This is a genomic window from Mycobacterium sp. NGS63 (genome assembly GCF_059812295.1).
Genome location: NZ_JCALCJ010000010.1, coordinates 12,601 through 37,975 on the forward strand (window position 1 = coordinate 12,601; position 25,375 = coordinate 37,975).

The window sequence follows — 25,375 nt, forward strand, 5'->3', positions numbered from 1 at the left end:
ATCAATAGCATCAGTCACACCAGTAACACTGTCAACTTAGGTAACGAACGCGTACCGCTTGGGCCGCACTCGAATTACGTTTGCTCGCTTGGGGTTTCGCTTGCCTCGGACTGGCTGTCGGTGGCGCTCTCGCGCTTGCTCAAGCGCGCCTTGTGCTGCGCCTGGTGCTCCGCGGCGATCGCCAGCTCGACGGCGCCCGGGATTCGGTGAAAGCCCTTGCGGTCGTAGAGGTGTGTGATGATGCCGCCCAGCACCAGGCCGATCACCAGGCCGACCGCCGTCAGCCACAATGCCTGGGACAGGCCGGCATCCGCGCGGCCGTCGAGGTAGACCAGCGACCGCACGCCGAGGAAGACCTGGTGCATCGGCTCGAACTCGGCCAGCCAGCGGAAGAACGGCGGCGTGGCCTCCAGCGGGACGGTGGCGCCCGCGGACGGCAATCCGAGGATCACGAAGATCAGCATGCTGACCAGCAGGCCCATCGAGCCCAGCACCGAGAGCAACGAGCTCGACGTGATGCCCACCGCGATGATCGCGAACACCCCGTACGCCCACAGTTCCCAGCCGAGCGGGATCGGCATCCCAAGCGCGTGGGCGATGGCCAGGTATACCGCCGACGTCAGCAGCGCCAGCAGCACCATGATGGCCCACTTGAGCTGCAGGGTCTGGAACCGGGAGATCTTGACCTGCTCGGCGAAGCGATACACGGGGCCCCATTCCGCCGGCACGTAGCCGAGCAGCGCGTCCACCAGCGTGCTGACCACGACGCTGCCGGTGAAGCCGGCCAGCAGCAGCAGCAGCGCGAAGTAGAAGGCCGACAACCCGTTGCCGGTGCCGTTGGGCAGCGGGTGGTAGACGCTCGTCTTGACCTCGATCGGGTTGGCGAGGCCCAGCGCCGCCGCGCCGGTCAGCGGCGCACCGCCGGTCTGGGCCGCGACGTCGGCCGTAAGTCGTTGGCCCACTTTGCCGTTGGCGACCGCGACGGCCTGGGTCAGGGTTTGGCCGGAGATGCTGGAGCCCAGCGTGCCCGCCCGCGGGTTGGTGGAGATGGTGACCGAGGGCCGGGTCGCGCGGCCGGGCGTGACCGCGCTGGCCCCGAACTCGCGAAGGTTCGACGAGAAGGTCGGCGGAATGACCAGCTCCCCGTACACGCCCGCGGTGTCCAGCAGTCGCTTCGCCTCGTCGTGGGAGACCACCCGCACGTCGAACTTGTTGCGGTCCAACCCGCCGGCGATTCCTTCGGCGATCTGCCCGCCGTAGGGCCCGGCGTCCTCGTTCACCACCGCGATCGGGAAATGCCGCAGGTTGGTCATCGGGTTCAGGATGCCGCCGAGGTACAGCGCGCACAGCGCCGACATCAGTGCCAGCGTGACGACGACGGGTAGCGCCCAGAACCGCACCGTGCGAATCGCCTTGATGCTGCGGTCGGGGTTGGGCGCCGCGTGCCGCGGCTGCGATTGAGACATGCGGGCTCCTGTCTGTCGTGCCCAACTCTAGGTGGTCGCCCGGATATCCTCAGCCACCCAGCCGGGAGTGCATCTCCCAGATCAGCAGCTCCGACGCCCCGCGCGCCGTCACGCGCCGCCCGTCGTCGCCGGTGAACCGGACCGCGTCGCCCTCGTCGAGGTCACCGGCCCCCTCCACGGTCACGCCGCCGCGCGCGGCGAAAAGGTGCAGGTAGGGCGCCTTCGGGAGGCTTACCGCGTGGCCGGGTTGCAGCCGCGCGCCGTGCAGCGCGGCGGCGCGGTTGTGCAGGCGAATGGCCGCGTCGTGACCCGGCATGCCTGAGGCGATCGTCACAAGCCCGGCTTCTAGCAGTTGGGCGTCAATTTCGTGTTGCTGGTAGCCGGGTGTGATGGCCGTCTCGTCGGGGACGACCCACATCTGCACGAAATGCACTGGCTGGGTGGGGGACTCGTTCTTCTCCGAGTGCAGGATGCCGCTGCTCGCCGACATGCGTTGGGCCAGGCCGGGATAGATGACGCCTCGGTTGCCGGCAGAGTCCTGATGCGTCAGCTCGCCGCGCAGGACCCAGGTCACGATCTCCATGTCCCGGTGCGGGTGCGAGTCGAATCCCGTTCCGGGCGCGACGATGTCGTCGTTGTTGACCAGCAGCAGCCCGTGGTGGGTGTTGTCGGGATCGTAGTGGTCGCCGAAGGAGAACGAATGCCGCGATTTCAGCCAGGTCGTCGTGGTGACGGCCCGGTCGGCCGCGCGGCGGATCTCCACGGTGGCGGGCATGAAAACCAGCCTAGGTTATCCCCGAGGTCAGCAGCGCCTGCGCGCGGCGCAGCGCGGCGTCGAGGGAGGCCAGGGTCAGCCCGGCCGAACGGCCCAGGTGGATCTCGATCTGGTACTCGGGCTGACCGTCCTGGCCGAAGATCGGCAGCACGACGAATTCCGTTGCCGCCAGCTGGGTTTCCAGGACGTCGGTGATCGACCGCAACGTCACCATGGTCATCAGGGTGGTGAGCTGGCGGGTCACCCGGGCGGTCGGCTCCAGCGACGCCAGCACGTCGGCCAGCCGGTGGTGCAGCGACTGGTGGGTGTCGTCGAAGCGCCACGCGCCGTAGCCGCGAGCCCGGATGTCGGCCAGCACGCGCCGATGGCGGGCGATCTCGGCGCGGGTGAGCCTGGGCAGCACCCGCTGCAACCAGGCCTCGACGAATTCGTCGTCGCGCCAGGCCATGGCGACCAGTCCGAACGGCGGGTCGATCGGGAAGCGCTGACCGACGGCGTGCTCGCCGTCGGTGCCGTGACCGACCGCGTCGACAGTGGTCAGGTGGCGGTCGCCGATCCTCGACATCGAGCAGCCCGCGCCCAGCGTGTCGTGCAGGAAGCGCAGCGCGTCGCGCCCGCGGTCCAGCAGCGGGAACTGCGCCCGCAGCCCGTGCACCAGGTGAAACAAGCCGCTGCCCAGCACGTAGCGGCGGTCGTCGCGCCGCGCCACCCAGGCGCGCCGCTCCAGTTCGGCCAGCACCAGGGCGCAGGTCGAGGTGCTGATGCGGCACGCTTTCGCGACCTCGGCCGAGGTGCGCCCGTGCGGTGAATCCGCCAGCGTCCCAAGCACATCCATCACGCGGGCGGTGGGCGGCGACTTGGCGGTTGACTCGGCCACGCGAAGCTCCCTACGATCCGTCCAAAATCTAAGAGTCAGTGTCCTAATAATAGGAGAGACGCGTGTACATGGTGGGAGTCTGGGGGCCGGGGTCGATGGGCGTGATCGCCCTGCGCGGGGTGATCGACCATCCGGAACTGCAGCTCGTCGACGTCGTCGTGCACAGCGACGCCAAGGCGGGCCGCGACGCCGGAGAACTGTGCGGGATCGCGCCGGTGGGGGTGATCGCCACCCAGGACCCGGCGGCGATGCTCGCCGGCGACGCCGACGCGGTGGTGTACGCCGCCGGCGCCAACCTGCGGCCGCTGGAGGCCGTGCAGGACATGGCGTCGATCCTGCGGGCCGGCAAGAACGTGGTGTCGTGCTCGGTGGTGCCGCTGGTGTTCCCGGACGGGCTGGACGCCGCGTTCACCGACCCGCTGCGCCGGGCCGCGCTGGACGGCGGCGCGTCGTTCTTCACCACCGGGATCGACTCCGGCTTCGCCAACGACGTTCTGCCGCTGGTGCTTACGGGGGTGGCGCGGGTCATCGAGTCGGTGCGGGTGACCGAGATGTTCAACTACGCCACCTATCCGGACAAGGCAGCGGTCTACGAGATCCTCGGGTTCGGCCAGCCCCCGGACTACGCGGCGTTCGCGGCCCAGCCCGGAATCTTCACCTTCGGCTGGGGGCCGGTGCTGCACCAACTCGCCGCGGGCCTTGGCGTCAAGATCGACCGCATCGAGGAGGGCAACGAACGCATCCCGGCGCCCGAGTCCTTCGACACGCCCACCGGCCACATCGCGGCGGGGACGATCGCCGCGATGCGCTCCACGCTGACCGGATACGTCGGGGACAAGCCGACCTTCGTCCTCGACCACGTGACCCGGATGCGCGACGACATCGCGCCGGACTGGCCGCAGCCGAACATCGCCATCTCGCCGAAGGACCTCGGCTACGGCCCGGCGTCCGGTCGCGGTCTCTATCGCGTGGAGATCGACGGATCCCCGAGCATGCGCTGCGAATTCGAGATGGCCGAGGACCGCGACCACGATCTGGGCGCGCGCATCGCGGGCGCGTCGCGGATGGTCAACGCGATCCCCGCGGTGTGTGCGGCCCCGCCGGGTCTGCTGTCCGCGCTGGACCTGCCGCTGATCACCGGGGCCGGCCTGGTCCGCCCGGTGCCCGGGCCGTCGCCGGACAGCCGGCTGTTTTCTTAGGCGTTGACTCTGCGCCTACGGCGCAGAAGTGCGAGTGGGTCGCGCCATGAGCGCAGAGTCAATGGTGTTTGGCTAGGTCCAGGCGCGCTCGTGCCAGCGCCAGGCGCTGTCGCGCAGGAACTCCGCCAGGGTTCGGGGCTCGCGGCCGAGCAGGCGGCGCACCTCGTCGGTCATCGGGTGGTTTCGCCCCAGCCGGGTCAGGGTGTACACCGCGGCCATGAAACCGATGCTGTCCCAACCGGCCCCGCGCCGGCGCAGCCGCGCCGCGAACCGCAGCAGCCCGGGGTGGGTGTAGGCGACCGGGAAGCCCAGCGCCTCGGTCAGCGCCGCGGCGACCTCGTCCATGCTCAACACCGCGGGGCCGGTCAGGTGGTAGGTCCGGTTGTGATGGGCGGCCGGATCGGTCAGCGCCAGCGCGGCCACGGCCGCGGCGTCGCGGGCGTCGATGAAGTTGGTCAGCCCCCGCCCGGCCGGGATGAACAGCTCGCCGCGCTCGACGATGTCGGTGCCGTGCGTGGAGATCACGCGGTGCAGGTTCTGCATGAAGAAGCTGCACCGCAGGACCGTCCAGCCCATCGCGGACGCGCGCAGCGCGGCTTCGACCTTGTGGTGCGGAATGAACCGGGCACGGTCGGCGCCGAACACCGACACGTACACCACGTGGCGGCAGCCCGCCCGTTGCGCGGCGTCGACGAACGGGACCAGCGCGTCCCGCGCGGCGCGGTTGCCCGGCAGCGGAAACAACAGGAACAGCGTCGTCACGCCGTCCAGCGTCGCTGCCCAGGTGGAGCGATCGAAGAAGTCGAAGCGGCACGCGTCGGCGTCGCCGCCGAGGCGGTCGGGGTGGCGGCTGGCCACCCGCCAGCCGCCGGGCGGCGGCGTGGTCCGCAGCGTCGCGACCAGTTCGTGCCCGACGTTGCCCGACGGGCCGGTGATCAAAAGCACTCTGCGGCTAGGGGTTTGGGTACGTCGCGGCGGCGAGCTCGAGGATCTCGGCGCGATCGGCCGCCAGGACGAACCCGGCGCCGATCGCCCCGTCCAGTGACGCGGTGAACCGCCCGAGGTACTCCTCAACCCCGCCGGGGTAGAGCCGGCGCAGCGTTTCGGCGTCGAACGGTTCGCCGGTGCCGAAGATCGCCGCCATGATGTTCTCCTCGGCGACGATGCCCGAGGTCCGGGCGGTCGGGACGTCCACCCACGGGGTCCTGACGCCGCCGCGCGCCAGGCCGTTGGGATCCAGAATCGGTTGGGGCGCTGCGGTTCCCGCGGCCTCGTCCACGTCGATGGGCGGGGCGCCGGGCGCGGGCTCGCCGGTGCCGACCCACGTGTTCAGCGCGGCGAGCGCGGCCTGCACGACGTAGTGATGTTGCGGCGCGAAGTTGATGAAGTGCCCCAACTGCTGGCCCATCAGTACGTTGGTCGGCGCGTAGGCCGCCACGATGGCGTCGAGGGCCGCCGAACCGTCGTCGATCGGCGCCACCTGGATCGTGTAGTTGTCGGCGTGGGCGGCGCCGGGAATCTCCCAGACCCGCAGCCACTCGTTGTCGGGCTGCCTCGCCAGGTAATAGCCCAGCGGCACATGGCCGTAGAGGTCGGTTTCGGTGATGATGGTCAGGAGCGGGACGCGCAGGTCCGGACGGAACTTCACCGCCGCCTGCTCCGCGCCGGGCGAATCCAGTTCGGCGATCATCGACCTGCCGTCCAGCACCGCGGCCGGGCCGAATCGGGAATGCACCAAAAAGCCGTCGTAGACTCGGGCCAGCGGATCGACGGCATTGATGTAGGTGGTGAGGAAGACCGCCGACTGCGACTCGCCGATGGCGACGACGTGGCGGGGGCGCAGTTCGCCGAGGATGCCCTGGCCCGCGTTCCCGGCCAGCGCGCCGACCTGGGAGTAAATGTCGAAGGCGAACGCGTCGCCGGGGTGGTTCAGGGCGGCGTAACGCTCCGGATCCTGGGTTTTCAGGGACATGTCGAACCCGAGCAAACTGGCGCCCCCGTCCACGCCGACCTGCTGCGCCGAGACCGCGACGTAGGCGTAACCCGCACGCAGGATCTCGCGGTGCGCCATCATCCACACGGCCGGGGCGTCGAGGCCGCCGCTCACGTTGAGCCATTCGACGAGCACCGTGCCATTGAACCGGGCCGGATCGGTCGGGGTCAGCGCCACCACCCGTGTCGTGAATTCGGCCGTGCCGCTTGGGGTTACGTCCCACGCGCCGTCGGGGCCGAGGTCGCCGGCCGGCGCGTAGGACGAGGCCGTGCCGGAGACGAAGAACTCCTCGACGGCGTAGCCCAGGTCGCCGACGTCGAAGCCGCCGAGCAGCAGCAGGGGTTTGCCCGGCACGGGCTTGACGACGGGGGATTGGCTCATAGCGCCTCCGGCAGTCCGAACTTCGCGAACAACGATTCGTCGAGGAAGGCCACCACGTGCGACACGCGGCCCCGGCTGACGTCGAGCACCTGCAACTGGAACGGCAGGTGGACGTCGCCGGCGCGCATGTACATCGCCGCGGCCGGCTGGCCGTTGGCGGTCAACGGCACCAGGCGCATGTCGCCGGGATGTTCGGCGGGGCACTGCTGGCGAATGAGGGTGACGATGTCGCGCACCCCGCGGTACCAGCCGGCATACGGCGGCATTTCCCAGATCGCCTCGGCGGTGAACAGGTCCACCAGCCGTTCGATGTCGTAGGCCTCGAACGCGGCGATGTAGCGGTCCAGCAGGTCCTGCGCCTCGGGTGATTCGGGCGGCGTCAACCGGTCGCTGGAGGTGGGCTGCACGGCGCCCAGCTGGGCGCGGGCCCGCTGCAGCAGGCTGTTGACGGCGGTCGTGGTGGTGCCGATCGCGTGGGCGACCTCGGCGGCCTTCCACTGCAGCACGTCGCGCAGCAGCAGCACCGCCCGCTGCCGGGGCGAAAGGTGTTGCAGCGCAGCGACGAACGCCAATCGCACCGACTCGCGTGACCCGACGATCACCGACGGGTCCGCCGGGTCGTCCGCCAGCTCCGGGAGCGGCTCCAGCCAGTGCACCTCGCGGCGTTCCACCAACTCCGCCGTCGGGTCTGAGCTGGGCCCGCCCAAGCCGGTGGGCAACGGGCGGCGGGCGCGACCCTCCAGCGCGGTCAGGCAGGTGTTGGTGGCGATGCGGTGCAGCCAGGTCCGCATCGACGACTTGCCCTCGAAGCGGTCGTAGGCCTTCCAGGCCCGCAACAGCGTCTCCTGCACCAGGTCCTCGGCGTCGTGCAACGACCCGGTCATCCGGTAGCAGTGCGCGAGCAATTCGCGCCGGTAGGGCTCGGCATGGGCCGAGAAATCCCGGTCGGAGCTTTCTGCCAGCACGCTCACGCGAAAGAGCCTACGCACCGCCTCTGACGGCCGCGCCCGATAAGCCACTACTCTGCCCATTGATGACTACGCGCACTGAACGGAGCTTCGACGGTGTCGGCGGCGTGCGCATCGTCTACGACGTCTGGACGCCGGACACCGCGCCGCGGGCGGTGGTCGTGCTGTCGCACGGCCTGGGCGAGTACGCCCGCCGCTACGACCACGTCGCGCAGTGCTTCGGCCGCGCGGGGCTGGTCACTTACGCGCTCGACCACCGCGGGCACGGCCGTTCCGGCGGCAAGCGGATGCTGGTGCGGGACATCTCCGAGTACACGGGAGATTTCGACGCGCTGGTCGGCATCGCCACCCGGGAACACCACGGCCTCAAGTGCATCGTGCTGGGGCACAGCATGGGCGGCGGGATCGTGTTCGCCTATGGCGTGGAACGCCCGGACAACTACGACATGATGGTGCTCTCGGCGCCGGCGGTGGCGGCCCAGGAGCTGGTATCGCCGCTGATGGTGCTCGCGGCCAAGGTGCTCGGCGTGCTCGTGCCGGGCCTGCCGGTGCAGGACCTCGACGTCGACGCGATCTCGCGGGATCCCGCAGTGGTGGCGGCTTACCAGGCCGATCCGCTGGTGTACCACGGAAAGGTGCCCGCCGGCGTCGGGCGCGCGCTGCTTCAGGTCGGCGAGACCATGCCCCAGCGGGCGCCGGCGCTGACCGCGCCGCTGCTGGTGGTGCACGGCTCCGACGACCGGCTCATCCCCGTCGACGGCAGCCGGCGCCTGGTCGAGTGCGTCGGCTCTGCCGACGTGCGGCTGAAGGTCTATCCCGGGCTCTACCACGAGGTCTTCAACGAGCCCGAGCGCGACGAGGTGCTGCGCGACGTGGTCTCGTGGATCACCGAACGGCTCTGAGTGTCGTGACCCTCCCGTAGGTTGGCGCACATGACCGACGACAAAATGCTGTCTCGCATCGCCGCGCTGCTGCGCCAGGCCGAGGGCACCGACAACCCGCACGAGGCGGAGGCCTTCATGAGCGCCGCGCAGCGCCTGGCGACGGCGGCCTCCATCGACCTGGCGGTCGCGCGGTCGCACGCGGCCAAGCGCTCGCCGGCGCAGGGGCCGACCCAGCGGACCATCACGATCGGCGCCGCGGGCAGCAAGGGCCTGCGGACCTATGTGCAGCTTTTCGTGCTGATCGCCGCCGCCAACGACGTGCGCTGTGACATCGCGTCCAATTCGACGTTCCTCTACGCGTACGGGTTCGCCGAGGACATCGACGCCACCCACGCCCTCTACGCCAGCCTGGTCGTCCAGATGGTGCGGGCGTCGGACGCCTACCTGGCCTCGGGTGCGCACCGGCCGACGCCGACGATCACCGCCCGGCTCAATTTCCAGCTCGCCTTCGGCGCGCGCGTCGGTCAGCGGCTGGCCGAGGCGCGCGACGAGGCCACCCGCGAGGCCACCGAGGACCGCCGCCGCCCGCCGGGCACCGCGATCGCGTTGCGGGACAAGGAACTCGAGCTGCGCGACTATTACAGCAGCACCTCGAAGGCGCGCGGCACCTGGCAGGCCCACCGGGCGTCGGCGGGGTATTCGTCCAAGGCGCGACGCGCGGGCGACCGGGCCGGCCGGCGGGCCCGGCTCTCCGACAGCCCCGAGCTGCCCGGCGCGCGGAGCGCATTGGGCCGGTGAGCGGTGCCCGGGACTCGCAGCGCGCCAAGGTTTATGCGGCCGAGGAGTTCGTCCGGACGTTGTTCGACCGCGCCGCCGAGCACGGATCGCCCGCCGTGGAGTTCTTCGGCACGCAGCTGACGCTGCCGCCGGAGGGGCGATTCGGGTCGGTCGCCTCGGTGCAGCGCTACGTCGACGACGTGCTGGCCCTGCCGTCGGTGCGGCAACGCTGGCCGGACGTGGCGCCGCTGCGCGTGCGGTCGCGGCGGGCCGCCACCGCGGCGCACTACGAAAACCGCGACGGCGCGGGCACTATCGCCGTCCCCGACACCGCCGGCTGGGCGCTGCGCGAGCTGGTGGTGCTCCATGAGGTGGCCCATCACCTGTGCCACGCCGAGCCGCCGCACGGCCCGGAGTTCGTCGCGACGCTGTGTGAGCTGACGCAGCGGGTGATGGGTCCCGAACTCGGGCACGTGCTGCGGGTGGTGTTCGCCAAAGAGGGTGTGCGGTGAACGATCCCGACGCGCGGGCGCGCGAGGTCGAGTCCCGGATGACCGACGACGAGCGGTTCACGTTGATCGTCGGGGTGATGGGTGCCGGCGAATTCTGGCCGCTGCGCGACGAGCGCATCCCGGCGGGCGTCCCGATGAGCGCCGGCTACGTGCCGGGGATTCCGCGGCTCGGGATCCCGGCGCTGCTGATGAGCGACGCCGGCCTGGGCGTCACCAACCCCGGCTACCGCCCGGGCGACACGGCCACCGCGCTGCCGGCCGGGCTGGCGCTGGCCGCCAGTTTCGACCCGGCGCTGGCCCGCGCCGCCGGCGGCCTGATCGGCCGGGAGGCGCGCAGCCGCGGGTTCAACGTGCAGCTCGCGGGGGCGATGAACCTCGCGCGCGACCCGCGCAACGGCCGCAACTTCGAATACCTTTCCGAGGACCCGCTGTTGACCGCGACGATCGCCGCCGAGTCGGTCAACGGGATACAGGAGCAGGGCGTCATCTCGACGGTCAAGCACTACTCGCTGAACTGCAACGAGACCAACCGGCACTGGCTAAACGCGGTCATCGATCCCGACGCGCACCGCGAATCCGACCTGCTGGCCTTCGAAATCGCCATCGAGCGCTCCCGGCCCGGCGCGGTGATGACGGCCTACAACAAGGTCAACGGCGACTACGCCGCTGCCAACGCCACCCTCATCAACGGGGTGCTGAAAGGCGCCTGGGGATACCGCGGCTGGGTCATGTCCGACTGGGGCGCCACACCCGGCTGGCAGTGCGCGCTCGCCGGCCTCGACCAGGAGTGCGGCGCGCAGATCGACGCCCTGCTGTGGCAATCCGAGGCGTTCGGCGACGGCCTGCGGGCCGCCCACGCCGACGGGCGGCTGCCCAAGGCGCGGCTGTCGGACATGGTGCGGCGAATCCTGCGGTCGATGTTCGCGGTCGGGATCGACCGCCCTGATCCCGCTCCGGAACCGGACCTTAACGCGCACAACGAGATTGCGTTGCGGGTCGCGCGGGAGGGGATCGTGCTGCTGGCCAACCGCGGGGTGCTGCCGCTGGCGCCCGAGTCGACCGCGCGCATCGCCGTCATCGGCGGCTACGCGCAGCTGGGCGTCGCGGCCGGCTACGGTTCCAGCGCCGTCGTCCCGCCGGGCGGCTACGCCGCGGTGATCCCGATCGGCGGCGCCGGCCTCGAGGCCGGGCTGCGCAACCTGTACCTGCTGCCGTCGCGCCCGCTCGACGAGCTGCGAAAGCAGTTGCCCCACGCGCACATCGACTTCGTCCCCGGGGCCAGCGTCGCGGAGGCGGCGCGGGCGGCGCGGCGGGCCGACGTCGCGATCGTGTTCGCGGTCCGCGCCGAGGGGGAAGGCTTCGACGGTGCCGACCTCGCGCTGCCCTGGGGGCAGGACGCGCTGATCGCCGCCGTGTCGGCGGCCAACCCGAACACCGTCGTGGTGCTTGAGACCGGCAACCCGGTGGCCATGCCCTGGCGCGACTCGGTGAACGCCATCGTGCAGGCCTGGTACCCCGGCCAGGCCGGGGGGCGTGCGATCGCGGAAATTCTTGCCGGACGGGTGAATCCGGCAGGCCGGCTGCCCCTTACCTTCCCGGTCGGCCTCGGCCAGACGCCGCGCCCGGAACTGCCCGACCCCGGCGCCGCGTGGGGGACCCCGAGCACGATCGACTACGTCGAGGGCGCCGACGTCGGCTACCGATGGTTCGCCAGGACCGGACGCGAACCGCTGTTCGCGTTCGGGCATGGCCTGTCCTACACCAGGTTTGAGTACCGCGATCTGGTGGTGCGCGGCGGTGAAACCGTCAGCGTCAGTTTCGATGTCACCAACGCCGGGGAACGCGGCGGCGCCGACGTGCCGCAGCTGTATCTGACGGCCGCGCCCGGCGGGAAATGCCTGCGGCTGCTGGGATTCCAGCGGGTCGAGCTGGAGCCGGGGGCGACCGGGCGGGTCACCCTTGCGGCCGACCCGCGCCTGCTCGCCCGGTACGACGGTGCCGCGGAATGCTGGCGCATCGAATCGGGCACTTACGCGGTGGCGGTGGGCGTCTCGGCGGTCGGGCCACGGCTCGAGGCCGTCGCCGAGTTGGCCGGCCGCACGTTCGGGCGGTAGGGCCGCGATCCGCGCGACCGGCCGGCGCGGCTACTTGACCGGCGTCAGCTCGTCGCCGCAGGTGCAGCGGTACGGCTCACCCGCCCCGGAGCAGTGGCATGGTGCCTCGATGCGAACGCGGCACCCGCAGCCCTCGTGGCCACAGGTCAGTACGGTTCCCGCCTCGTAGGTTGTCATAGCGAATCACCCTTCTCGGTTTCGTGGACGTCCTCACTGTATACCCCATACGGGTATGCCGTAAAGGGGTCGGCGCGGATCCGCCGCGACCCGCTAGCGTTGGCGGGATGACGGACAAACCCACCCCGCACGACGTCGACGCCTTCCTGGACGGCACGGTGCTCGTCGACGACCCCGCCCTGGCCGCGGCGGTGCAATCCAGCGACGCGGCCGGGCTGCCGCAGATCGCGGTGTCGGCCCAGCAGGGCAAATTCCTGTGCCTGCTCGCCGGCGCGATCGGAGCGCGCCGCATCCTCGAGATCGGCACGCTGGGCGGTTACAGCACCATCTGGCTGGCGCGCGGGGCGGGTCCGCAGGGGCGGGTGGTGACGCTGGAATATGAGCCCAGACACGCCGAGGTCGCGCGGGCCAACCTGGACCGGGCCGGCGTGGCCGACCGCGTCGAGGTGAAGGTCGGGGCGGCGCTCGACACGTTGCCGGCGCTGACCGGCGGCCCGTTCGACCTGGTGTTCATCGACGCCGACAAGGAGAACAACGTCGCCTATCTCGAGTGGGCGGTGCGGCTGGCCCGCCCGGGATCAGTCATCCTGCTGGACAACGTGATTCGGGAGGGCCAGATCCTCGATCCGGACTGCGACGACACCCGGGTGCGGGCGACGCGCGATGCGCTGCAGGCGATGGGCGAGCACCCGCGGCTGGACACGGCGGTGCTGCAGACCGTCGGGGCCAAGCACTGGGACGGCTTCGCGATGGCGTTGGTGCGCTAGGCGCCTCAGCGCGGCGTGAGGTCCCGCACGGCCTGCTCGGCGGAGGTGAGTTCGCCGATCCGCAGGGCGGTTTCACCCGCATAGAGGGCCGCGCTGTCCAGCCAGGAGTCGGGCACGCCGGCGACCGGCGCCAGCGGGGTGAAGAACGGCAGCCCCGGCGACTGCAGGCGCATGAGTGGGCCCGCGTCGAAATAGCCCAGCGCCGACAGCGGCCGGCTGGCCGCGTTGAGGGCGGTGGGCAGCGCGCGGGCCCTCCCGTCGTCGCGGCACCAGCGGCGGGTGGCCGCGTTGGGCACCACACGGTGGCGCAGCGGCCAGCTCAGGCCGAACAGGTTAGTCTCGATGGTCCTGTCCGCCCGCATGATTCGCCGCTGATACTCACGGCTGGCGTTGGCCTCGTGGGTGAGCAGGAACCGCGTGCCGGCGATGACACCGGTGGCGCCGGCGTCCAGCGCGGCGCGGGTGTCGGCGGCGGTGGCGATGCCGCCGGCCAGCAGCACCGGACGCCCCCCGGCCGCCGCCAGGGCGTGCGGCAGGAACTGCAGGGCCGGCATCGTCCCGACGAGGTGGCCGCCGGCCTGGCGGCCCTGCGCGATCAAACCGTCGGCGCCCGAAGCGATTGCGGCGCGCGCCTGCTCCCCGGTGCCCACCATCACGAACACGAAGATCCCGGCGTCCCGCAGGTGCTGTGCCAGCCGGCGCTTCTCGCCGAAGGCCAGCACGACGGCGTCGACGCGGGCCTCGACGCACACCGCGACGTGGCGGCGATGGACGAAGGGCAGCAACAGGTTTACCGCGACGGCGCGCCCCGGCGCCCGTTCGCGCACGGCGTCGATCGACGCGCTCAGCCGGCGCGGTGTGGTGATGCCCAGCGTCCCCAGGCCGCCCGCTCGGGCGACCGCGGCGGCCAGCTCCGCGCCGGCCAGCCCGCCGCCCATTCCCGCCTGTCCCACCGGGACGTCCAGCCGCAATCGGTCCGCGATGTCCATGCCTTACCACGCTACGGCAGGGCCGGTCGTTCGTTGCTGGCGTGCGGCGATCGAGCGTAATCTTGACGACAGATGGATGGGTGCAGCCGGCTCAAAAGGCTTGCTGCATAACAGAAAGGTCACAAAATGAGTACAGTCCATTCATCAATCGATCACCACCCCGACTTGTTGGCTCTGCGGGCGCGCTACGAACGCGTGGCCGAGTCGATGAGTGCGCATTTCACATTCGGGCTGACGCTGCTGGCGGGCCTGTACGTGGCCGCGTCACCGTGGATCGTGGGATTCAGCGGGACGGGATCGCTCGCCACCTCCGACCTGATCGTCGGGATTGCGGTGGCGTTCTTGGCATACGGGTGCGCGACGACGCTCGACCGCGCGCACGGCATGACCTGGACGCTGCCGGTGCTTGGGCTCTGGGTGGTCGTGTCGCTGTGGGTCCTGCCGCACGTCACGCTGACCTCCGGCATGATCTGGTCGAATGTCGTCGCCGGCGCGTTGCTGACCTTCCTGGGATTCAACGCCGCCTACTTCGGCATGCGCACGCGCGAGGCGGGCGCCCACGCCTAGCCGGGAGTCGTTGGGGCACAACGCGTCAGCGGGCTAGCCGCACACCGCGCCGTCCGCCGCCGAGCCGACCAGCTTGACGTACTTGGCCAGCACGCCGGTCTTGTAGCGCGGCGGCGGAGGGTTGAAATCCCTTCGTCGCGACTCGAATTCGGCCGGATCGGTCAGCACGTCGAGGCTGCGGCCGGCCACGTCCAGCCGGATCCGGTCGCCGTCGCGCAGGAGGGCGATGGGCCCGCCGTCGACCGCCTCGGGCGCGATGTGCCCCACGCACAGGCCGGTCGTGCCGCCGGAGAACCGGCCGTCGGTCAGCAGCAGGACGTCCTTGCCGAGTCCCGCGCCCTTGATCGCGCCGGTGATCGCGAGCATTTCGCGCATCCCGGGCCCGCCCTTGGGGCCCTCGTAGCGGATCACCACGGCGTCGCCGCCGGTGATCGTGCCGTCCTCGAGGGCGTCCAGGGCGGCCCGCTCGCCGTCGAAAACCCGTGCCGTGCCTTCGAACACGTCGGAGTCGAAGCCGGCGGACTTGACCACCGCCCCGTCGGGGGCCAGCGACCCGCGCAGGATGGTGATGCCCCCGGTCGGGTGGATCGGGTTGTCCAGCGCGCGTAGCACCTTGCCGTCCGGATCCGGCGGGGCGATGGCGGCCAGGTTCTCGGCCACGGTCGCACCGGTCACCGTGAGGCAGTCGCCGTGCAGCAGGCCCGCGTCCAGCAGCGCCTTCATCATCACCGGGACGCCGCCGATGTGGTCGACGTGCGACATCACATGCCGGCCGAACGGCTTGACGTCGGCCAGGTGCGGCACCTTGGACCCGATCCGGCTGAAGTCGTCGAGGGACAGCACCACGTCGGCCTCGTGGGCGATGGCCAGCAGGTGCAGCACCGCGTTGGTCGAGCCGCCGAACGCCATCACCACCGCGATCGCGTTCTCGAACGCCTCCTTGGTGAGGATGTCGCGGGCGGTGATGCCGCGCCGCAGCAGCTCGATGACGGCCTGGCCGCTGCGGCGGGCGAACCCGTCGCGGCGGCGGTCGGTCGCCGGCGGCGCCGCGCTGCCCGGCAGGGACATGCCCAGCGCCTCGGCGGCGCTGGCCATGGTGTTGGCGGTGTACATGCCGCCGCAGGCGCCCTCGCCGGGGCAGATCGCGCGCTCGATGGCGTCGACGTCCTCGCGGGGCATCAGCCCGCGCGCGCACGCCCCCACCGCCTCGAAGGCGTCGATGATGGTGACCTCGCGCTCGCTGCCGTCGGACAGCTTGGCCACCCCGGGCAGGATCGAGCCGGCGTAGAGGAACACCGCCGCCAGGTCCAGCCGCGCGGCGGCCATCAGCATCCCGGGCAGCGACTTGTCGCAGCCGGCCAGCAGCACCGAGCCGTCTAGGCGCTCGGCCTGCATGACCGTCTCGACGCTGTCGGCGATCACCTCGCGCGACACCAGCGAGAAGTGCATCCCCTCGTGGCCCATGGAGATGCCGTCGGAAACCGAGATGGTGCCGAACTCGAGCGGGTAGCCGCCGGCGGCGAACACGCCCTCCTTGACCGCCTTGGCGAGCCGGTCCAGCGACAGGTTGCACGGCGTGATCTCGTTCCAGGACGAGGCGACCCCGATCTGTGGCTTGGCGAAGTCCTCGTCGCCCATGCCTACCGCGCGCAGCATGCCCCGGGCGGCGGCCTTCTCCAGGCCGTCGGTGACGTCGCGGCTGCGGGGTTTGATGTCGGGTTCCATCGTGCAAGTATGCGCGGGCCTGGCACGGCGCATATGCGCGGGTTATACCCCGTCGGGGTATGGGGTAGACTGGGGCGGTGACCAGGACGTCGGAGCCGCACGGCTATTCGCAGCAAAAGGACAACTACGCCAAGCGGCTGCGGCGCATCGAGGGCCAGGTGCGCGGCATCGCGCGCATGATCGAGGACGACAAGTACTGCATCGACGTCCTGACCCAGATCAGCGCGGCCAACAGCGCGCTGCGGTCGGTGGCGCTGAACCTGCTCGACGAGCACCTGAACCACTGCGTGACCCGGGCGGTGGCCGAGGGCGGCAACGACGCCGACGAGAAGCTGGCCGAGGCCTCCGCCGCGATCGCGCGCCTGGTTCGTTCCTGACCGCCCAATTAGACGGGCGTGTTGAACCGCAAACCCGCGGGAACCTATTGTTGCGGTGCGTACGGTAGGTGCAGCGCAAAGTAGCCAGCAGCATTGACCGGCTGATTGCGTGCCCGACCGATGACCGCCATGACTGTGGATGCCGCCACCAACCCTGCCGCGCGAACGTGGACCCCACGCGTCGCCGCGCAGCTGGCTGTGCTGGCCGCCGCGGCGTTCACCTACGTCACGGCCGAAATCCTGCCGGTGGGCGCGCTCTCGGCGATCGCCCGCAACCTGCATGTCAGCGTGGTCGCGGTCGGCACGCTGCTGTCGTGGTACGCGCTGGTGGCGGCCCTGTCGACGTTCCCGCTGGTGCGCTGGACCGCGCACTGGCCGCGCCGCCGCGCGCTGGTGTTCAGCCTGGTCTGCCTGACCGTCTCGCAACTCATCTCGGCGCTGGCGCCCACCTTCGCGGTGCTGGCCGTCGGGCGGGTGCTGTGCGCGGTCACCCACGGCCTGCTGTGGTCGGTGATCGCCCCGATCGCCACCCGGCTGGTGCCGCCGAGCCATGCTGGGCGCGCCACCATGTCGATCTACATCGGGACCAGCCTCGCGCTGGTGATCGGCAGCCCGCTCACGGCCGCGATGAGCCTGATGTGGGGCTGGCGGCTGGCCGCGGTGTTCGTCACCGTCGCCGCGGCGGTGGTCACCGTGGCGGCCTTGGCGCTGCTGCCCGAGATGGTGCTGAGCGCCGACCAGCTCAGGTGGGTGGGCCCGCGGGCGCGGCACCACCGCAATCGGGCGCTGATCGTCGTCAGCCTCATCACGATGGTCGGCGTCACCGGCCATTTCGTGTCCTACACCTACATCGTGGTGGTCATCCGCGACGTGGTCGGCGTGCGCGGGCCGACCCTGGCCTGGGTGCTGGCCGCCTATGGCACCGCCGGGGTGATCGCCGTGGGCCTGGTGGCGCGGTCCATGGACCGCCGGCCGAAGAGCGCGGTCGTGCTGTGCATGGCGGGCCTGACGGCCGCGTTCCTGGTGCTGGCCGCGCTCGCGTTCGGTGGCGGACCGGTTGCGATGACGGCGCTGGTCGGGACGGGCGCGATCGTGTTGTGGGGCGCGATGGCCACCGCCGTGTCGCCGATGCTGCAGTCCGCGGCGATGCGCAACGGGGCCGACGATCCCGACGGCGCCTCGGGCCTGTATGTGACGGCGTTCCAGGTGGGCATCATGGCCGGGTCGCTGGCCGGCGGGTTGTTGTACGAGCGCAGCGTCGCGCTGATGCTCACCGCGTCGGCGGGGTTGATGGCGGCCGCGCTGGCCGGCATGGCGGCCAACCGGCGGATGCTGGACGTTGCCCCGGCAACTTCTCGCAATTCATAGCTGCGCAGGTCAGAGGTGCCGGGCGGGCAGCGTATCGGCCCGGCGCCGCCCGCGGAAAAGGTAGCTGGCGCGGACGCTATGCGACACTGTTGCGAGATAGCGACTGGAGGGATGCGTATGTCGGGCGGGACGATGGCCTGGACCAGGAGGGGCCTCTGCGGGGGTCTGAAGGCGGCCGGATTGGCTCTAGTGGGTGCGGCGCTGGTGTTCAGCGCGGGCCCCGCGGTGGCCGACCCCGAACCGGCCCCCGGCGACCCCGGTGTGGTCGCGCCCCCCGCGCCGCCCCCGCCGGGGCCCGACCCGCTGGCCGCGCCGCCGCCCCCGGCCGACCCGCTGGCGCCTCCGCCGTTGCCGTTCCCCGGCGCGCAGCCGGTGGCCGCCGGCCCGGCCGCCGGGCAGAATCCGGCGCCGTTCACCGGAACGCCGCCGTTCGGCCCGCCGACGTTCGTGCCGAAGAACGGCTCGACGGTGGGCGTGGGCCAGCCGATCATCATCAACTTCCCGGGTCGGGTCGACGACGCGGGCGCGGCCATCGACGCCGTCCACGTGTCCTCGGTCCCGCCGGTACCCGGCAAGTTCTACTGGATGACCCCGACGCAGCTGCGCTGGCGGCCGCTGAGCTTCTGGCCCGCGCACACCGCGGTGACCGTCGACGCCGGCGGCACCGTGTCGAGCTTCCAGACCGGCGACACGCTGATCGCGACGGCGGACGACGCCACCCACCAGCTGACCGTGACGCGCAACGGCACCGTGGAGAAGACGATCCCGATGTCGATGGGGATGACGTCCGGCAACCACCAGACCCCCAACGGCACCTACTACGTGCAGGAGAAGATGCCCTCGGTGGTGATGGATTCCTCCACCTACGGTGTCCCGGTCAACTCGACCTACGGCTACAAGGTGACGGTCGAGCTGGCCGTGCGTTTCGACAACGTCGGCGACTTCGTGCACAGCGCCCCCTGGTCGGTGGACGACCAGGGCAAGCGCGACGTGAGCCACGGCTGCATCAACATCAGCCCGGCCAACGCCCGGTGGTTCTTCGACAACTTCGGCGCGGGTGACCCGATCATCGTGAAGAACTCCAGCGGCGGCAATTACAAGAAGAACGACGGCTCGGCCGACTGGATGTCGTAGCGGTCTCACCGCGAGAAGACACAAAATCGCCCATTCCGGCCCGGAATCGGGCGATTTTGTGTCTGTTCGCCGGGGCTTTGTTTACTCGGCGATTATGTATAGCATCATACATATGCGAAGCCCCCGCGAACGAATGGTGGTCTCCGCCGCGCTGCTGATCAGGGAGCGCGGCGCGCACGCGACCGCGATCTCGGACGTGCTCGAACACAGCGGCGCGCCGCGCGGGTCGGCCTACCACTACTTCCCGGGCGGGCGGACCCAGCTGCTGTGCGAGGCGGTCGACTACGCCGGCGAGCACGTGGCCGCCATCATCGCCGAGGCGGGCGAAGGGCTCGAGCTGCTGGACACCCTGATCGACAAGTACCGCCGGCAGCTGCTCGACACCGATTTTCGCGCCGGCTGCCCGATCGTCGCGGTCTCCGTCGAAGCGGGCGACGAGCAGGACCGCGAGCGGATGGCTCCGGTCGTCGAGCGCGCCGCCGCGGTGTTCGACCGCTGGACCGACCTGATCGCGCAGCGCTTCACCGCCGACGGCATAGGGCGCGAGCGGGCCCGGGAGTTGGCGCTGCTGGCGACCTCGGCTATGGAGGGTGCCATCGTGCTGGCCCGGGTGCGGCGCGACCCGGCGCCGCTCGACGCGGTGCACCGCCAGCTGCGCCACCTGCTTACGACAGAAGGGAACCCCCGATGACCGGCGAATGGCAGTCCACGGCCTGCATCCTCTGCGAATGCAATTGCGGCATCGTCGTGCAGGTCGAAGACGGCCGGCTGGCCCGCATCCGGGGCGACAAGGCGCACCCGGGGTCGCAGGGCTACACCTGCAACAAGGCGCTGCGCCTGGACCACTACCAGAACAACCGCGCCCGGCTGACCTCCCCGCTGCGCCGCCGCCCCGACGGCAGCTTCGAGGAAATCGACTGGGACACCGCGATTGTCGAGATCGCCGAGGGGTTCAAGCACATCCGCGACGCCTACGGCGGGGACAAGATCTTCTACTACGGCGGCGGCGGGCAGGGCAATCACCTGGGCGGGGCGTACAGCGGCGCGTTCCTGAAGGCGCTGGGCGCCCGCTACCGGTCAAATGCGTTGGCGCAGGAGAAAACCGGCGAGGCGTGGATCGACGCGCAGCTCTACGGCGGCCACACCCGGGGCGAGTTCGAGCACGCCGAGGTTTCGGTCTTCGTCGGCAAGAACCCGTGGATGTCGCAGAGCTTCCCCCGCGCCCGGGTGGTGCTCAACGAGATCGCGAAGGACCCGCGCCGGTCGATGATCGTCATCGACCCCGTCGTCACCGATACCGCGAAGATGTCCGACTTCCACCTGCGGGTCCGGCCCGGCACCGACGCCTGGTGCCTGGCCGCGCTGGCCGCCGTCCTGGTGCAGGAAAACCTGTGCGACGACGCCTTTTTGGCCGAGCGTGTGCGCGGCGCCGATGCCGTCCGCGCCGCCCTGCGCGAGGTGCCGATCGCCGACTACGCGCAGCGCTGCGGGGTGGACGAGGAACTGCTGCGCACGGCCGCCCGGCGCATCGGCGCCGCCGCCAGCGTCGCGGTCTTCGAGGACCTCGGCATCCAGCAGGCGCCCAACAGCACCCTGTGCTCCTACCTGAACAAGTTGCTGTGGATCCTCACCGGCAACTTCGCGAAAAAGGGTGGCCAGCACCTGCATTCGTCGTTCGCCCCGCTGCTCGGCCTGGCCTCCGGCCGCACCCCGGTCACCGGCGCGCCCATCATCGCCGGGCTGGTGCCCAGCAACGTCGTGCCCGAGGAGATCCTGACCGACCACCCCGACCGGTTCCGGGCCATGATCGTCGAGAGCAGCAACCCCGCCCACTCGCTGGCCAACTCGGCCGCCTGCCGCGAGGCGTTCCAGGCGCTGGAACTGATGGTCGTCGTGGACGTCGCGATGACCGAGACCGCCCGGCTCGCGCACTACGTGCTGCCCGCAGCGTCCCAGTTCGAGAAGCCGGAAGCCACCTTCTTCAACTTCGAGTTCCCTTCCAACACCTTCCAATTGCGCCGCCCGCTGCTGCCGCCGCTGCCCGGCACCCTGCCCGAACCCGAGATCTGGGCGCGGCTGGTGCGCGCGCTCGGCGTGCTCGACGACGCCGACCTGCGCCCGTTACGCGAGGCCGCGCGCCGGGGGCGCCAGGCCTACGCCGAGGCGTTCCTGGGCGCCGTGGCCGCCAATCCCACTGTGGCCAAGCTGGTTCCGTACGTCCTCTACGAGACGCTGGGCCCGACCCTGCCCAACGGGCTGGCCGGCGCGGCAGCGGCGTGGGGGCTGGCCCAGAAGACCGCCATGACCTACCCGGAGGCGGTCGCGCGGGCCGGCCACGCCGACGGCAACGCCCTGTTCGACGCGATCCTCGACAACCCGTCCGGCGTCACGTTCACCCGGCACCTATACGAGGACGACTTCGCGCTGATCGGCCACGCCGACCACAAGATCGCCCTGGAAATCCCCGAAATGCTGGACGACCTCAGGGCTTTGGCCGCCGCGCCGCCCGAGCTGACCACCGCGGAGTTTCCCATCGTGCTGTCGGTGGGCGAGCGGCGCGCCTACACCGCCAACGACATCTTCCGCGACCCGTCCTGGCGCAAGCGCGACGCCGACGGGGCGCTGCGCGTCAGCGTCGAGGACGCCCAGGCCCTCGGGCTCGTCGACGGGGCACGGGCGCTCGTCAGCACCGCGGCCGGCAGCGCGGAGGCCACCATCGAGATCACCGAGACGATGCTGGCCGGACATGCGGCCCTGCCCAACGGTTTCGGGCTCGACTACGTCGCCGACGACGGGGCGACCGTCGTACCGGGCGTCGCCCCGAACGCGCTCACCTCCACCGAGTGGCGCGACCCCTACGCCGGCACGCCGTGGCACAAGCACGTGCCGGCCCGCATCGAAGCCTGCCGAGCAGTCGCAAAAGCACCTATCTGACGGCGTGTCGCGGTGCTTTTGCGTCTGCTCGCGGGGGAGGGTGACCCTAGTTCCAGATCCTGACCCGGCTCGCCGGCGCGAGATACAGTTCGTCGCCCTCGGCCACGCCGAAGGCCTCGTAGAAGGCGTCCACGTTGCGGATGACGCCGTTGCACCGGAACTCCGGCGGCGAATGCGGATCCACCGCCAGACGCCGGATCGCTTCGGCCTCACGTGATTTGGTGCGCCAGACCTGGGCCCAGCCGTAGAACACGCGCTGCACGCCGGTGAGGCCGTCGATGACCGGGGCCGGTTGGCCGTTCAGCGACAGCTGGTAGGCCAGCAGCGCGATGGACAACCCGCCCAGGTCGCCGATGTTCTCGCCGACGGTGAACGCGCCGTTCACGTGATGGCCCCCGTCGAGGCCGCGCGGCGTGTAGGCCTCGTACTGCTCGATCAGCGCCTTGGTGCGGGCGCCGAACTCGGTGCGGTCGTCGTCGGTCCACCAGTCGACCAGGTTGCCGTCGCCGTCGTACTTGGCGCCCTGGTCGTCGAAGCCGTGCCCGATCTCGTGGCCGATGACCGCGCCGATCCCGCCGTAGTTGGCGGCGTCGTCGGCGTCGGCATCGAAGAAGGGCGGCTGCAGAATGGCTGCGGGGAAGACGATTTCGTTCATCCCCGGGTTGTAGTAGGCGTTGACGGTCTGCGGCGTCATGAACCACTCGTCGCGGTCCACCGGCCCGCCGAGCTTGGCCAGCTCGCGGTCGTGGTTGACCGCGTACCCGCGCCGGTAGTTGCCGTACAGGTCGTCGCGGTCGATCACCAGCGCGGAGTAGTCGCGCCACTTCGCCGGGTAGCCCACCTTGGCGGTGAACTTCTCCAGCTTGGTCAGCGCGCGCTCGCGGGTCTGCGGCGTCATCCAGTCCAGCTCACTGATCGACTGTCGGTACGCCGCCTTGAGGTTGTCCACCAGGGTGTCGATGCGGGCCTTGGCGCCGGGCGGGAAATGCCGCTCCACGTACAGCCTTCCGACCGCGTCACCCATCAGGCTCTCCACCAGCGACACCGCCCGCTTCCAGCGTTCGCGGATCTGCTCGGCGCCGGTCAGCAGGCGGCCGTAGAACTCGAAGTCCGCGGCGACGACGTCGTCGGTCAGCCACGCGGCGCGGGCGCGGATCAACCGCCACCGCGCCCAGCGCTTCCAGTCCTCGAAGTCCTCGCCGGCCCACAGCGCGGCGAAGGCGGCCAGGTAATCCGGTTGCCGCACAACCACTTCCGCGAGCGCCTCCGGTGTGCTGCCCAGCGCGGTCGCCCAGCCGGCCCAGTCGAACCCGGTCGCGTCGTCGCGCAGCTCGGCGAAGGTGCGCAGGTTGTAGGTGAGGTCGGCGTCGCGGCGCTTGACCACATCCCAGTGCGCGGCGGCGAGCTTGGTCTCCAGCGCCAGGATCCGGGCCGCGGTGTCCGCGTGGTCTTCGGCACCGCCGCCGTAGACGAGGCCGAACATCCGCGCGATGTGGCCCGGATACGCGGCCAGCACCGCCGCGTGCCGCTCGTCGCGGAAATACGACTCGTCGGGCAACCCGATGCCCGACTGGCTGAAGTGCACCAGGTAGCGCGCGGAGTTCTTGGCGTCGGTGTCGACGTACATCGCGACGCCGCCGCCGACGCCCGTGCGCTGCAGCGCGCCCAGCACGGCGGCCAATGCGGCGCGGTCCGTGGCGCCGTCTATTTCCGCGAGCTCGTCGAGCAGCGGTTGCAGGCCCCTGCGTTCGACGGCGCCCTCGTCGAGGAAGCTGGCGTAGAGGTCACCGATGCGTTGCTGGTCGGTGCCTGCGGCGGCGCCCCGCTCGCTGGCCTCGGTGATCAGGTCGCGCACCTGCTCCTCGGCGCGGTCGTACAGGTGGCGGAAGGCGCCGTCGGTCGCGCGGTCCGGCGGAATCTCGTAGTCGTCCAGCCAGCGGCCGTTGACATGGCCGAAAAGGTCGTCTTGGGGGCGGGCGTTCGCGTCGACAAAGCTCAGGTCGACGCCCGATCGGATGGCCTCTACAGTCACCCCGCCATCCTTCCATCTTCTTTTGGATGCAACGATCGGGCCATGTCCGACGCTGACGACGACTCCGGCGCCGCCGACGACTCGGGCCCTGAGGCCGCCGAGCCCGAACCGTCGGGCGGCCAGGTCTTTTCCCTCTACGGCGTCGCCTCGACCGTACTCGGCCTCCTGGGGGTCGCCGCCGTCGTGCTCGGCTACCTCATCTGGTCCGGGCACCGCGACGCGGAGGGCGAACGCGCCTACCTGACCCGCGTCATGCAGACCGCCGCGGAGTGGACGGGCGTGCTGATCAACATGAACAGCGGCAACGTCGACGCCAGCCTGCAGAAGCTGCACGACGGGACGGTCGGCGACCTCAACACCGACTTCGACGCGGCCATCGACCCCTACCGGCAGGTGGTGCAGAAGCTGCAGTCCAAGAGCGCCGGGCGCATCGAGTCGGTGGCGGTCGAGACCGTGCGCCGCGACCTGGACACCCGGCCCGGCGAATCCCACCCGGTGGTGACCACCAAGCTGCCGCCGTTCGCCACCCGGTTGGACTCGGTGATGGTGGTGGCCACGTCGATCAGCGAGAACGCCGGCGCCAAGCCGCAGACGGTGCACTGGAATCTGCGGCTCGACGTCTGCGACGTGGACGGCAAGCTGATGATCTCCGGGCTGGGATCCATCCGATGAGGAACGTCTGGCGGCTGCTGGCCTTCGACATCGTGGCGCCGCTGGCCGCCGTCGCCGCGCTGCTGGCGATCGGGGTGGTGCTGGACTGGCCGCTGTGGTGGGTGTCGGCGTGCTCGGTCTTGGTGCTGCTGATCATGGAAGCGGTGGCGGTGGACTTCTGGCTGCTGCGCCGCGATTCGGTGAGCGTCGGCACCGACGACGACGCGCCGGGGCTGCGGCTGGCCGTGGTGTTCCTGTGCGTGGCCGCCCTGTGCGCGGCGGTGCTGACCGGGTTCACCCACTGGACGCGGCCGGATCGCGCCTTCGCCAACGATTCCCGCGAGGTGGTGCGGATCGCCTCGGGGATGGCCGAGGCGATGGCGTCGTTCACCCCCAGCGCCCCGACGAGCTCGATCGACCGGGCCGCGGCGATGATGGTGCCCGAGCAGGTGAACGCGTTCAAGGAGCAATACCAAAAGTCCAGCGCCGACCTGGCCCAGCACAACGTCACGGCCCAGGCCGCCACGCTGTCGGCCGGGGTCGAGGCCCTGGGTCCGGCGGCGGCCAGTGTGGCCGTCATCCTGCGGGTGACCCAGAACGCGCCCGGCCAGCCACCCAGCCATGCGGCGCCCGCGTTGCGGGTGGGGCTGGACAAACGCGGCGACACCTGGCTGGTGGCCGACGTGCGGCCGATCAACTCCCGCTGAA

The 25,375-nt window shown here is 70.8% G+C and carries 23 protein-coding genes and 1 pseudogene; 14 read left to right on the forward strand and 10 right to left on the reverse strand.

Features of this window, described 5'->3' with window-relative positions; translation table 11 throughout:
- Positions 1-74 precede the first annotated feature (74 nt).
- The 3 genes from AC5Y4Z_RS22525 to AC5Y4Z_RS22535 are packed head-to-tail and all read right to left on the reverse strand — an operon-like array spanning position 75 to position 3,076.
- The gene (locus AC5Y4Z_RS22525; protein ID WP_499967132.1) at positions 75-1,466 is read right to left on the reverse strand and encodes a YhgE/Pip domain-containing protein; all 1,392 of its coding nucleotides are present in this window, start codon (positions 1,464-1,466) and stop codon (positions 75-77) included.
- A 49-nt stretch (positions 1,467-1,515) separates the two neighbouring features.
- Entirely contained in the window at positions 1,516-2,241 is a 726-nt protein-coding gene (locus tag AC5Y4Z_RS22530; protein WP_499967133.1) for a pirin family protein, read from the reverse strand.
- 10 nt (positions 2,242-2,251) lie between these two features.
- Entirely contained in the window at positions 2,252-3,076 is an 825-nt protein-coding gene (locus AC5Y4Z_RS22535) for an IclR family transcriptional regulator (protein ID WP_499967306.1), read from the reverse strand.
- A gap of 104 nt (positions 3,077-3,180) precedes the next feature.
- Between AC5Y4Z_RS22535 and AC5Y4Z_RS22540 the strand changes: the two genes are divergently transcribed.
- Positions 3,181-4,317: an NAD(P)H-dependent amine dehydrogenase family protein gene (locus AC5Y4Z_RS22540; protein WP_499967134.1), complete on the forward strand. Its 1,137-nt coding sequence runs from the start codon at positions 3,181-3,183 to the stop codon at positions 4,315-4,317.
- Positions 4,318-4,389: 72 nt separating this feature from the next.
- Here the strand turns inward: AC5Y4Z_RS22540 and AC5Y4Z_RS22545 are convergent, their stop codons facing one another.
- From AC5Y4Z_RS22545 to AC5Y4Z_RS22555, 3 genes and pseudogenes are all read right to left on the reverse strand, one after another.
- Complete coding sequence (locus tag AC5Y4Z_RS22545; RefSeq protein WP_499967135.1) at positions 4,390-5,262, reverse strand: NmrA family NAD(P)-binding protein; 873 nt, start codon at positions 5,260-5,262, stop codon at positions 4,390-4,392.
- 7 nt (positions 5,263-5,269) lie between these two features.
- Positions 5,270-6,691, reverse strand: a complete 1,422-nt coding sequence (locus tag AC5Y4Z_RS22550; protein WP_499967136.1) for an alpha/beta hydrolase domain-containing protein — start codon at positions 6,689-6,691, stop codon at positions 5,270-5,272.
- Positions 6,688-7,774, reverse strand: a pseudogene (locus AC5Y4Z_RS22555) (sigma-70 family RNA polymerase sigma factor). The gene AC5Y4Z_RS22550 and the pseudogene AC5Y4Z_RS22555 overlap by 4 nt, the downstream one beginning before the upstream one ends.
- Here AC5Y4Z_RS22555 and AC5Y4Z_RS22560 point away from each other — a divergent pair.
- Genes AC5Y4Z_RS22560 through AC5Y4Z_RS22575 form a run of 4 tightly spaced genes read left to right on the forward strand, consistent with a single transcriptional unit; the run spans position 7,725 to position 11,946 of the window.
- Complete coding sequence (locus AC5Y4Z_RS22560) at positions 7,725-8,561, forward strand: alpha/beta hydrolase (RefSeq protein ID WP_499967137.1); 837 nt, start codon at positions 7,725-7,727, stop codon at positions 8,559-8,561. The pseudogene AC5Y4Z_RS22555 and the gene AC5Y4Z_RS22560 sit on opposite strands and share 50 nt — an antisense overlap.
- A 30-nt stretch (positions 8,562-8,591) precedes the next feature.
- The gene (locus tag AC5Y4Z_RS22565) at positions 8,592-9,341 is read left to right on the forward strand and encodes a DUF2786 domain-containing protein (protein WP_499967138.1); all 750 of its coding nucleotides are present in this window, start codon (positions 8,592-8,594) and stop codon (positions 9,339-9,341) included.
- On the forward strand, positions 9,338-9,832 hold the full coding sequence (locus AC5Y4Z_RS22570; RefSeq protein ID WP_499967139.1) for a TIGR04338 family metallohydrolase: 495 nt from the start codon (positions 9,338-9,340) through the stop codon (positions 9,830-9,832). The genes AC5Y4Z_RS22565 and AC5Y4Z_RS22570 overlap by 4 nt, the downstream gene beginning before the upstream one ends.
- Entirely contained in the window at positions 9,829-11,946 is a 2,118-nt protein-coding gene (locus AC5Y4Z_RS22575) for a beta-glucosidase (protein ID WP_499967140.1), read from the forward strand. Before AC5Y4Z_RS22570 ends, AC5Y4Z_RS22575 begins: the two co-directional genes overlap by 4 nt.
- Before the next feature lie 30 nt (positions 11,947-11,976).
- Here the strand turns inward: AC5Y4Z_RS22575 and mymT are convergent, their stop codons facing one another.
- Complete coding sequence (mymT, locus tag AC5Y4Z_RS22580) at positions 11,977-12,123, reverse strand: copper-binding metallothionein MymT (RefSeq protein ID WP_499967141.1); 147 nt, start codon at positions 12,121-12,123, stop codon at positions 11,977-11,979.
- A gap of 107 nt (positions 12,124-12,230) precedes the next feature.
- Here mymT and AC5Y4Z_RS22585 point away from each other — a divergent pair, with 107 nt between their 5' ends.
- A complete protein-coding gene (locus AC5Y4Z_RS22585; protein WP_499967142.1) occupies positions 12,231-12,890 on the forward strand; it encodes an O-methyltransferase in 660 nt (219 codons plus the stop codon).
- 5 nt (positions 12,891-12,895) lie between these two features.
- Here AC5Y4Z_RS22585 and AC5Y4Z_RS22590 read toward each other — a convergent pair whose 3' ends face one another.
- Entirely contained in the window at positions 12,896-13,879 is a 984-nt protein-coding gene (locus AC5Y4Z_RS22590; RefSeq protein ID WP_499967143.1) for a nitronate monooxygenase, read from the reverse strand.
- 126 nt (positions 13,880-14,005) lie between these two features.
- On the opposite strand from AC5Y4Z_RS22590, the gene AC5Y4Z_RS22595 reads away from it, so the two are divergent.
- On the forward strand, positions 14,006-14,446 hold the full coding sequence (locus AC5Y4Z_RS22595) for an SPW repeat protein (RefSeq protein ID WP_499967144.1): 441 nt from the start codon (positions 14,006-14,008) through the stop codon (positions 14,444-14,446).
- Between the two features lie 33 nt (positions 14,447-14,479).
- Here AC5Y4Z_RS22595 and ilvD read toward each other — a convergent pair whose 3' ends face one another.
- Positions 14,480-16,204 carry a dihydroxy-acid dehydratase gene (ilvD, locus tag AC5Y4Z_RS22600; protein ID WP_499967145.1) on the reverse strand — a complete coding sequence of 575 codons (1,725 nt, stop codon included), beginning with the start codon at positions 16,202-16,204 and terminating at the stop codon, positions 14,480-14,482.
- Between the two features lie 44 nt (positions 16,205-16,248).
- On the opposite strand from ilvD, the gene ricR reads away from it, so the two are divergent.
- The 5 genes from ricR to AC5Y4Z_RS22625 all read left to right on the forward strand — a co-directional run bounded on the left by ricR (position 16,249) and on the right by AC5Y4Z_RS22625 (position 21,984).
- Positions 16,249-16,548: a copper-sensing transcriptional repressor RicR gene (ricR, locus tag AC5Y4Z_RS22605; protein ID WP_499967146.1), complete on the forward strand. Its 300-nt coding sequence runs from the start codon at positions 16,249-16,251 to the stop codon at positions 16,546-16,548.
- A gap of 120 nt (positions 16,549-16,668) precedes the next feature.
- On the forward strand, positions 16,669-17,916 hold the full coding sequence (locus tag AC5Y4Z_RS22610; RefSeq protein ID WP_499967147.1) for an MFS transporter: 1,248 nt from the start codon (positions 16,669-16,671) through the stop codon (positions 17,914-17,916).
- Positions 17,917-18,033: 117 nt separating this feature from the next.
- Positions 18,034-19,050 (forward strand): L,D-transpeptidase, encoded by a 1,017-nt coding sequence (locus AC5Y4Z_RS22615; RefSeq protein ID WP_499967148.1) that lies wholly within the window; start codon positions 18,034-18,036, stop codon positions 19,048-19,050.
- A gap of 112 nt (positions 19,051-19,162) precedes the next feature.
- A complete protein-coding gene (locus AC5Y4Z_RS22620) occupies positions 19,163-19,741 on the forward strand; it encodes a TetR/AcrR family transcriptional regulator (protein ID WP_499967149.1) in 579 nt (192 codons plus the stop codon).
- The gene (locus tag AC5Y4Z_RS22625) at positions 19,738-21,984 is read left to right on the forward strand and encodes a molybdopterin-dependent oxidoreductase (RefSeq protein WP_499967150.1); all 2,247 of its coding nucleotides are present in this window, start codon (positions 19,738-19,740) and stop codon (positions 21,982-21,984) included. Before AC5Y4Z_RS22620 ends, AC5Y4Z_RS22625 begins: the two co-directional genes overlap by 4 nt.
- A gap of 46 nt (positions 21,985-22,030) precedes the next feature.
- Here the strand turns inward: AC5Y4Z_RS22625 and AC5Y4Z_RS22630 are convergent, their stop codons facing one another.
- Positions 22,031-24,016 (reverse strand): M13 family metallopeptidase, encoded by a 1,986-nt coding sequence (locus AC5Y4Z_RS22630; RefSeq protein ID WP_499967151.1) that lies wholly within the window; start codon positions 24,014-24,016, stop codon positions 22,031-22,033.
- 42 nt (positions 24,017-24,058) lie between these two features.
- Between AC5Y4Z_RS22630 and AC5Y4Z_RS22635 the strand changes: the two genes are divergently transcribed.
- Positions 24,059-24,688, forward strand: a complete 630-nt coding sequence (locus AC5Y4Z_RS22635; RefSeq protein WP_499967152.1) for a hypothetical protein — start codon at positions 24,059-24,061, stop codon at positions 24,686-24,688.
- On the forward strand, positions 24,685-25,374 hold the full coding sequence (locus tag AC5Y4Z_RS22640) for a hypothetical protein (protein ID WP_499967153.1): 690 nt from the start codon (positions 24,685-24,687) through the stop codon (positions 25,372-25,374). The genes AC5Y4Z_RS22635 and AC5Y4Z_RS22640 overlap by 4 nt, the downstream gene beginning before the upstream one ends.
- The last annotated feature ends 1 nt before the right edge of the window (position 25,375 follow it).

What these genes read in the sequence shown, in the direction of transcription:
- AC5Y4Z_RS22525 (WP_499967132.1), bottom strand. Translation starts at nt 1,466, where the DNA reads ATGTCTCAATCGCAGCCGCGGCACGCGGCGCCCAACCCCGACCGCAGC.
- AC5Y4Z_RS22530 (WP_499967133.1), bottom strand. Translation starts at nt 2,241, where the DNA reads ATGCCCGCCACCGTGGAGATCCGCCGCGCGGCCGACCGGGCCGTCACC.
- AC5Y4Z_RS22535 (WP_499967306.1), bottom strand. Translation starts at nt 3,076, where the DNA reads ATGGATGTGCTTGGGACGCTGGCGGATTCACCGCACGGGCGCACCTCG.
- AC5Y4Z_RS22550 (WP_499967136.1), bottom strand. Translation starts at nt 6,691, where the DNA reads ATGAGCCAATCCCCCGTCGTCAAGCCCGTGCCGGGCAAACCCCTGCTG.
- AC5Y4Z_RS22560 (WP_499967137.1), top strand. Translation starts at nt 7,725, where the DNA reads ATGACTACGCGCACTGAACGGAGCTTCGACGGTGTCGGCGGCGTGCGC.
- AC5Y4Z_RS22565 (WP_499967138.1), top strand. Translation starts at nt 8,592, where the DNA reads ATGACCGACGACAAAATGCTGTCTCGCATCGCCGCGCTGCTGCGCCAG.
- mymT (WP_499967141.1), bottom strand. Translation starts at nt 12,123, where the DNA reads ATGACAACCTACGAGGCGGGAACCGTACTGACCTGTGGCCACGAGGGC.
- AC5Y4Z_RS22585 (WP_499967142.1), top strand. Translation starts at nt 12,231, where the DNA reads ATGACGGACAAACCCACCCCGCACGACGTCGACGCCTTCCTGGACGGC.
- AC5Y4Z_RS22590 (WP_499967143.1), bottom strand. Translation starts at nt 13,879, where the DNA reads ATGGACATCGCGGACCGATTGCGGCTGGACGTCCCGGTGGGACAGGCG.
- AC5Y4Z_RS22595 (WP_499967144.1), top strand. Translation starts at nt 14,006, where the DNA reads ATGAGTACAGTCCATTCATCAATCGATCACCACCCCGACTTGTTGGCT.
- ilvD (WP_499967145.1), bottom strand. Translation starts at nt 16,204, where the DNA reads ATGCGCCGTGCCAGGCCCGCGCATACTTGCACGATGGAACCCGACATC.
- AC5Y4Z_RS22610 (WP_499967147.1), top strand. Translation starts at nt 16,669, where the DNA reads ATGACCGCCATGACTGTGGATGCCGCCACCAACCCTGCCGCGCGAACG.
- AC5Y4Z_RS22615 (WP_499967148.1), top strand. Translation starts at nt 18,034, where the DNA reads ATGTCGGGCGGGACGATGGCCTGGACCAGGAGGGGCCTCTGCGGGGGT.
- AC5Y4Z_RS22620 (WP_499967149.1), top strand. Translation starts at nt 19,163, where the DNA reads ATGCGAAGCCCCCGCGAACGAATGGTGGTCTCCGCCGCGCTGCTGATC.
- AC5Y4Z_RS22625 (WP_499967150.1), top strand. Translation starts at nt 19,738, where the DNA reads ATGACCGGCGAATGGCAGTCCACGGCCTGCATCCTCTGCGAATGCAAT.
- AC5Y4Z_RS22635 (WP_499967152.1), top strand. Translation starts at nt 24,059, where the DNA reads ATGTCCGACGCTGACGACGACTCCGGCGCCGCCGACGACTCGGGCCCT.
- AC5Y4Z_RS22640 (WP_499967153.1), top strand. Translation starts at nt 24,685, where the DNA reads ATGAGGAACGTCTGGCGGCTGCTGGCCTTCGACATCGTGGCGCCGCTG.